This window comes from Streptococcus danieliae (genome assembly GCF_025447695.1).
GTDB lineage: Bacteria > Bacillota > Bacilli > Lactobacillales > Streptococcaceae > Streptococcus > Streptococcus danieliae.
Window position 1 is genome coordinate 1 of record NZ_JAOBSU010000088.1, and the last position, 7,051, is coordinate 7,051.

A 7,051-nucleotide genomic window follows, 5' to 3' on the forward strand; every position below is an offset into this window, starting at 1 on the left:
CTAAAAGAAAAGGAGAGACTCATTTCAGTAGATGAATCTCTCCTTTTTAGGCTTTATGAGACTTTTGTCCCAGCCTCGATTGGAGTTTGCTTCGCAAAAAAGATTAGGTACTCTCTAACAGCATACAATGCTGCTAGGCTCAATCAACTACTGCGTCATCTTATTTTGCTAATCATAAAGAGAGAGGCTAAACTTTTGTCCCAGCCTCTTTTTAAACGCAAAAAGGAAATCTCGATTGGGAGATTTCCTTTTCTGATGCATGGAATTAATCCACAACGGTCAAGTCTAAATGACCAACGCCACTGCCATATTCCACACGGTACTGTCCCTTTTCCAAGTGGGGTGGGATAATAAAGGTGCCGCTGGAGACTTGTTGGCCTTTTTTAAAGGTTTTGCCATGACTCGCTAGCTTTTTCACCAACCAGCTGACTGACTCTAGGGGATTGCCTAAAACTTGGGAAGACAGACCTTGACCGAGAACTTCTCCATCCTTGTAAAGAACACCTGGAATTTGGGCCAATTCCGCTACTGTAAAGCGCCCTTTGAGATCCTGCTCTTCTCCATACAGGATTCGACCAGCTACAGCACTATCGGATACAACCAAATATTTGCTGAGGGTTGGGAACCACTCTTTGAAGCGTGCATCAGGTACCTCAATCCCCGGCGCAAGGGTCAATTTATCCAACAAGTCTTCCAAAGAATCCTCGGGAGATAGGTCTTCTTTGGCCCGGAATACCAACTCGATTTCGATCAAGGGCTCTAACAAGTCTTGTAAAGATAGGGTGACAGGTCCTTTTACAAATTGAGAAACGGTTTCCTGACCATAAAACGGTTCTGTTGAGTCAAACATCCGTTGGGTTTCTTCACTCGTCAAACTGACCTTATAGCCTTGAACGTCTTCGCCTCTTAGAGCGACAAAGGCATCTTGAACTTGGTAAGCTGTTTCAATATCTTGTACAACTCCATCTAGTTCCTGCATGGCTAATGCTTCCTGCTGATCCAAGGCTTGGAAAAGTTTTTGGGACACCTCTGCGACCACATTCTCCTGTTCTTTCATAAGCTATACCTCCTAGTTTCTGCTTTTATTATAGGAGATTTTGTCTGAAAAATCAATAGATTTTCAGAATTTTCCCTATTTTTCTGAAAATTTTGTAAGGAATTTTAAAAGTCCTTGAAGAACCACTTCCAAGGACTTGTTTCTTCTATTCAGGGTGAGTCTCTGAGGCAGCCTGGAAGGTCTGCTCTAAGAGCATGGCAATGGTCATGGGACCAACGCCACCTGGAACAGGTGTTAAAAAGGCGGCCTTATCTTTTACGGCCTCAAAATTGACATCGCCGATCAGTTTTCCTTCTGGATTGCGATTCATACCGACATCAATAACCACCGCTCCGTCTTTGACAAAGTCTGGTCCCACAAAATGACCTCGACCAATCGCAACAACCAGAATGTCTGCCTCACGAGCCACTTGGTCCAGATTCTCTGTTTTTGAGTGAGCCATGGTTACTGTCGCATCTGCTGCTAACAACATCTCTGCCATCGGTTTGCCGACAATATTGCTGCGGCCAATGACTACCGCTTTTTTACCCACAGGGTTAATCCCATACTCTTCCAGTAAGGCCATAATCCCAGCTGGTGTCGACGGAACCCGTAAGGGATCCCCGGTCCACAAACGACCGACATTAAAGGGGTGAAAACCGTCAACATCTTTGCGAGGATCGATAGCCTCTAAAACAAGATCTTCTCGAATTTGTGGGGGCAGGGGCAATTGCACCAGGATTCCGTGAACTTCTGGATCCTGGTTGAGATCTGCTAGTAGAGACAGCAAATCTGTTTCAGCCATCGTTTCCGGATAGCGTAAGATCCGACTTTCAAAGCCGGCTTCTACCGCCGCCTTCTCCTTATTACGTACATAAACCTGGCTGGCCGGATTCTCTCCGACCAGAACAACTACTAAACAAGGCTGAATGCCCTGATCAGCTAGCAATCGAGCTGTTTTTTCAGCCAAGTTCTTTCTTTTTTTGAGAGCTAAGGCTTTTCCATCTAACAGTTGCATGTGCGACCTCCCCTAATATATCCTCTCAAGCTTGGGTTTTACAAAACCTTGCTGAGGAAATTTCTTGTCCGTTCTTCCTGGCTATTATCAAAGATAGCCTCAGGACTACCATCTTCAACAACAAAGCCACCGTCCATAAAAATGACCCGATCCGCAACCTCACGCGCAAAGCCCATTTCATGGGTGACAATGACCATGGTCATCCCAGATTCTGCCAATTCCTGCATAACTGCCAATACCTCACCCACCATTTCTGGGTCCAAGGCTGAGGTTGGTTCATCAAACAAGAGCAAATCTGGATTCATGGCCAGGCCACGCGCAATCGCAATCCTCTGTTGCTGACCACCAGAGAGGGATTGCGGATAGGCATTGGCCTTATCCGGTAGACCGACCTTGGCTAATAGTTCCATTCCCTTGGCTTCCGCTGTCGCCTTGTCCATTCCCTTGGTTTTAATGGGCGAGAGGGTGATATTTTCCAAAACTGTCATATTGGGAAAGAGATTAAATTGTTGGAAAACCATTCCCATTTTCTCCCGCATTTTAAAGAGATCGTTTTTCGGATCGGTAATATCCACACCTTCAAAATAGACATGGCCCTTGGTCGCTTCTTCTAACAGGTTCATCGACCGCAGGAGTGTCGATTTCCCACTCCCTGAAGGACCGATGATAACAACCACTTCACCACGGTGGATTTCTAAATCAATACCTTTTAAGACTTCATTTTTCCCGAAGTACTTGTGAAGATCTTCAATTTTTAAAATGGTTTCAGTCATTATTTCTTCTCCTCTTGTTTGAGTCGATTTTCAAATGTTTTTAAGCCCAAGCCCAACAAGCTGGTTAAGGCAAGGTAGTAGGCTGCTGCCACCAAGAGAGGCGTTAGGGCCTGGTAGGTTGTTGTCGCTACCGTTTGCGCCCCATTCCAAAGTTCCATGACACCAATGGTCGCAAGCAAGGAACTATCTTTGACAATGGTCACAAATTCATTACCAAGGGCTGGAAGAATATTCTTAACGGCTTGGGGCAAAACTACATAACGCATGGCATTGGCTGGACGAATCCCCAAGGAATAAGCGGCTTCCAATTGTCCCTTAGGAACCGCATTGATACCGGCCCGAACCGTTTCTGACACATAGGCACCGGAGTTCATGGATAAAATGATAATCCCGGGAATCAGCCGTGTCAAATCGATCTGCAAAATCCCAATTTGAATCGACGGTGCTGTCAAATGGGTCAAGGCAAAGGCAATCATAATTTGAACCAACATCGGTGTCCCACGGAAAGCCCAGACATAAATATTGGCCAGCCAGCGCAATACAGCCCAGTTAGAACGTTGGGCAAAGGCTAAAAGGATCCCTAGAATGGTTCCGAAAAAGACAACAAAGATAGATACAATAACAGTAACCAGGGCCCCGTAATTAAAGTAGGGCAAAAACTGTGGTAAAAATGAAAATGACATGAAAATCCCTTCCAACAAAAAATGTAAATATGCCCTTATTCTACCAAAAAGCCTACTGGCGAACAAGTTCATTCCGCACTGGATAAAAAGAGGAGTGAAACAAAAACTGTCTCACTCCTTTCACGAAGGCTTAATACAAAAGTTCGTAAATCTCCATTGCAATCAAATCAATGCTATCAAAAGTGAAGGTTTCACGTGCTTCAACATCGCGCAAAGTAAAGATTGAACCGAGTTCTTCGTCCTGGCTATAGGAAACTTCGGCAACAACAACACCGTCTCGTTCAAAATTTCGTTTCAAATTGCCGCCATCTGTCGCCATCTTTTCAAGACGATTGATAATGCGTACCAAATGTGATTCCATTACGTTTCTCCTATTTATTAAATTCCTAATAAGTATACCATAGAATTCCTCAAAATTCTAGGAGACTTCCTCATTCACATCCCTTTTTACCTTTAAAATAGATTGTGGGGCTGCAGGAGGACTGTCAAATTCCCCCAAACTTTTCTCCATCCAAATCATATCATACCAGCGCTGAAACTTGTAACCCGCTTGGGGAAAATGAGCGACCTGCTGGTAACCACGTTTACTATGAAAAAGTTCACTGGATTTGGAACTATAGGGATCCCCTTCAACTCCTACCCCAATACAAGCCTTAATCGACAAAATTCCCATTGCCTGTAATTCCTCTTCTAACCGATCATAGAGGAGATTACCAAGTCCCTTCCCCTGCCAGTTAGGGTTCAAATAAATAGTCGACTCGACTGACCAAGCATAGGAAGCAGCTGAACGAAAAGGGCCTGCATAGCAGTAACCTAACAACTGGTCATCTACTTCTGCCACCAGATAGGGATAGAACGACTGGATCGTTTCCATACGTCTTTGAAATTCTGCCAAACTCGGAGGTGCATGCTCAAAGGAGATAGCCGTGTGCTCAACATAGTGGGCATAAATTGCTAGTAGTTTCTCTGCATCCTCCGGTTGCGCAAATCTTATTTGAACATCCATAAAAGCCTCCTTTCCTTTATTGTAAAAAATCCCACCTCTAGGGTCAATCCCCTTCATACTTTTTACTTGCAAAGTCACAAAAAGGTGCTATAATCAATAGTAGAAGAAAATTTGACCTTTATTGACCAATAAAGAATGTCTTTAGAAATAGAAAGGATCCGTTATGCTTTGTCACAATTGTAAAATCAATGAAGCGACCATTCATCTCTACACAAGTATTAATGGTCACCAGCAACAAGTTGACCTTTGTCAAAATTGCTACCAAATTATGAAATCCGATCCTAACGCGTCCTTACTCAAGGGCTTAAATTCCAATTCTAGTGATCCACTTGGCAACTTCTTCCAAAACTTGGGTAACTTCCAACGGCCTGAGCAGGAGGAAAGTGGCAAACGACCAGGTCAAGATCAACGGACCCGTCAAGCCAAACCACGTCCAAAAGGAATCCTAGATGAATTCGGAATCAATGTCACCGATATTGCCAAACGAGGCGACATCGATCCTGTTATTGGTCGGGACGAAGAAATTATCCGTGTTATTGAAATTCTCAACCGTCGGACCAAAAACAACCCTGTCCTCATCGGTGAACCAGGTGTTGGTAAAACAGCTGTTGTTGAAGGATTGGCTCAGAAAATTGTCGACGGCGATGTACCCCAAAAATTGCAATCCAAACAGGTCATTCGACTCGATATGGTGAGTCTGGTTCAAGGAACCGGAATCCGGGGGCAATTTGAAGAACGGATGCAAAAATTGATGGAGGAAATTCGCCAGCGGGAGGATGTCATCCTCTTTATCGATGAAATTCATGAAATTGTCGGAGCCGGCAGTGCTGGCGACGGCAATATGGATGCGGGTAATATCCTAAAACCAGCCTTGGCCCGTGGCGAATTGCAACTGGTTGGGGCAACGACCCTCAATGAATACCGCATCATCGAAAAAGATGCCGCCTTGGAACGCCGGATGCAACCCGTTAAGGTCGATGAACCATCTGTAGCAGAAACACTGATTATCCTCAAAGGAATTCAGAAAAAATACGAAGACTACCACCATGTCAAGTATACCGATGAAGCCATTGAAGCAGCGGCTATCCTCTCCAACCGCTATATCCAAGATCGCTTCCTACCAGATAAGGCCATCGACCTCCTCGACGAAGCTGGTTCAAAAATGAACCTGACCTTGACCTTTGTCGATCCCCAGGAATTGGATCAACGCTTGATTGAAGCCGAGCGCCTCAAAACACAGGCAACCCGTGATGAGGACTTTGAAAAAGCAGCCTACTACCGGGATCAAATTGCCAAATACAAGGAGCTGCAAAAAACCGAAATCCATGACCAAGACATGCCCGTGATTACAGAAAAAATCATTGAGGCGATTATCGAGCAAAAAACCAACATCCCTGTTGGTGATCTCAAGGAAAAAGAGCAATCCCAACTGGTCAACCTTGCTGATGACCTCAAGGCTCATGTTATCGGACAGGATCCTGCCATCGATAAGATCGCCAAAGCCATCCGCCGCAATCGGGTTGGACTGGGTAGCCCCAACCGGCCAATTGGCAGCTTCCTCTTTGTCGGACCAACCGGTGTCGGTAAAACCGAACTGTCCAAACAGTTGGCACTAGAACTCTTTGGTTCCACAGATAGCATGATTCGCTTTGATATGAGTGAGTACATGGAAAAACACAGCGTTGCCAAATTAGTCGGAGCTCCTCCAGGCTATGTCGGTTACGATGAAGCCGGCCAACTCACCGAAAAAGTTCGTCGCAATCCTTACTCACTCATCCTCTTGGACGAGATCGAAAAAGCCCATCCAGATGTGATGCACATGTTCCTCCAGGTTCTCGACGATGGCCGTTTGACCGATGGTCAAGGACGAACTGTGAGCTTTAAGGATACCATTATCATCATGACCTCAAATGCCGGTACCGGTAAGGTAGAAGCTTCAGTCGGTTTTGGAGCTAGCCGTGAAGGACGCACCAACTCTGTCATGAACGAATTGGGCAACTTCTTTAGCCCAGAATTTATGAACCGCTTTGACGGTATCATCGAATTCCAGGCCCTCAGCAAAGAAAATCTGCTCCAGATTGTCGACTTGATGTTGCAAGATGTCCGGGACCGCCTCAGCAAAAATGGCATCCAACTCAGTGTAACCGATAAGGTTAAAGAAAAATTGGTAGACCTGGGCTATGATCCAAAAATGGGAGCCCGCCCAATTCGCCGGACCATCCAAGACCATATCGAAGATGCCATTACCGACTACTACCTTGAACATCCACAGGAGAAAAACTTAAAAGCCGTTATGCAGAATAGCCAGATTCTTATCAAATCTGCTCAAAAAGTGGAAAAGATAGAATCTTAAGATTGTTCTAAAGGTGGGAAATCAGCCCCACCTTTTTTTCAAATGATTCCTCCACTTCCTCGCTCCCCAATTTTTTTCTTTTAAAAAAGATGAATAGAAAGAAATCATGATATAATCCCGAGTTTATCACTTTATGTTATAATCAACCTAACTCAATCGCTTGATAGAACTGGATTTTTTTG

General features: G+C 44.8%; 7 protein-coding genes. 1 reads left to right on the forward strand and 6 read right to left on the reverse strand.

Features of this window, described 5'->3' with window-relative positions; all coding sequences use genetic code 11:
- Nucleotides 1–265: 265 nt before the first annotated feature.
- The 6 genes from N4310_RS06725 to N4310_RS06750 form a co-directional block, all read right to left on the reverse strand.
- Nucleotides 266–1,057 carry a 2-keto-4-pentenoate hydratase gene (locus N4310_RS06725; protein ID WP_262092574.1) on the reverse strand — a complete coding sequence of 264 codons (792 nt, stop codon included), beginning with the start codon at nucleotides 1,055–1,057 and terminating at the stop codon, nucleotides 266–268.
- A gap of 145 nt (nucleotides 1,058–1,202) precedes the next feature.
- Nucleotides 1,203–2,054 carry a bifunctional methylenetetrahydrofolate dehydrogenase/methenyltetrahydrofolate cyclohydrolase gene (locus N4310_RS06730; protein ID WP_160332394.1) on the reverse strand — a complete coding sequence of 284 codons (852 nt, stop codon included), beginning with the start codon at nucleotides 2,052–2,054 and terminating at the stop codon, nucleotides 1,203–1,205.
- Nucleotides 2,055–2,092: 38 nt separating this feature from the next.
- A complete protein-coding gene (locus N4310_RS06735) occupies nucleotides 2,093–2,827 on the reverse strand; it encodes an amino acid ABC transporter ATP-binding protein (protein ID WP_262092575.1) in 735 nt (244 codons plus the stop codon).
- Nucleotides 2,827–3,510 (reverse strand): amino acid ABC transporter permease, encoded by a 684-nt coding sequence (locus tag N4310_RS06740; protein WP_262092576.1) that lies wholly within the window; start codon nucleotides 3,508–3,510, stop codon nucleotides 2,827–2,829. Before N4310_RS06740 ends, N4310_RS06735 begins: the two co-directional genes overlap by 1 nt.
- A gap of 130 nt (nucleotides 3,511–3,640) precedes the next feature.
- Complete coding sequence (locus N4310_RS06745) at nucleotides 3,641–3,871, reverse strand: DUF1797 family protein (protein ID WP_135037840.1); 231 nt, start codon at nucleotides 3,869–3,871, stop codon at nucleotides 3,641–3,643.
- 57 nt (nucleotides 3,872–3,928) lie between these two features.
- A complete protein-coding gene (locus N4310_RS06750; protein ID WP_262092577.1) occupies nucleotides 3,929–4,516 on the reverse strand; it encodes a GNAT family N-acetyltransferase in 588 nt (195 codons plus the stop codon).
- 163 nt (nucleotides 4,517–4,679) lie between these two features.
- Here N4310_RS06750 and N4310_RS06755 point away from each other — a divergent pair, with 163 nt between their 5' ends.
- Nucleotides 4,680–6,869: an ATP-dependent Clp protease ATP-binding subunit gene (locus N4310_RS06755; protein ID WP_262092578.1), complete on the forward strand. Its 2,190-nt coding sequence runs from the start codon at nucleotides 4,680–4,682 to the stop codon at nucleotides 6,867–6,869.
- Nucleotides 6,870–7,051 lie beyond the last annotated feature (182 nt).

Coding starts and splice junctions, on each gene's coding strand:
- N4310_RS06730 (WP_160332394.1), bottom strand. CDS start 2,054: ATGCAACTGTTAGATGGAAAAGCCTTAGCTCTCAAAAAAAGAAAGAAC.
- N4310_RS06735 (WP_262092575.1), bottom strand. CDS start 2,827: ATGACTGAAACCATTTTAAAAATTGAAGATCTTCACAAGTACTTCGGG.
- N4310_RS06725 (WP_262092574.1), bottom strand. CDS start 1,057: ATGAAAGAACAGGAGAATGTGGTCGCAGAGGTGTCCCAAAAACTTTTC.
- N4310_RS06740 (WP_262092576.1), bottom strand. CDS start 3,510: ATGTCATTTTCATTTTTACCACAGTTTTTGCCCTACTTTAATTACGGG.
- N4310_RS06750 (WP_262092577.1), bottom strand. CDS start 4,516: ATGGATGTTCAAATAAGATTTGCGCAACCGGAGGATGCAGAGAAACTA.
- N4310_RS06755 (WP_262092578.1), top strand. CDS start 4,680: ATGCTTTGTCACAATTGTAAAATCAATGAAGCGACCATTCATCTCTAC.
- N4310_RS06745 (WP_135037840.1), bottom strand. CDS start 3,871: ATGGAATCACATTTGGTACGCATTATCAATCGTCTTGAAAAGATGGCG.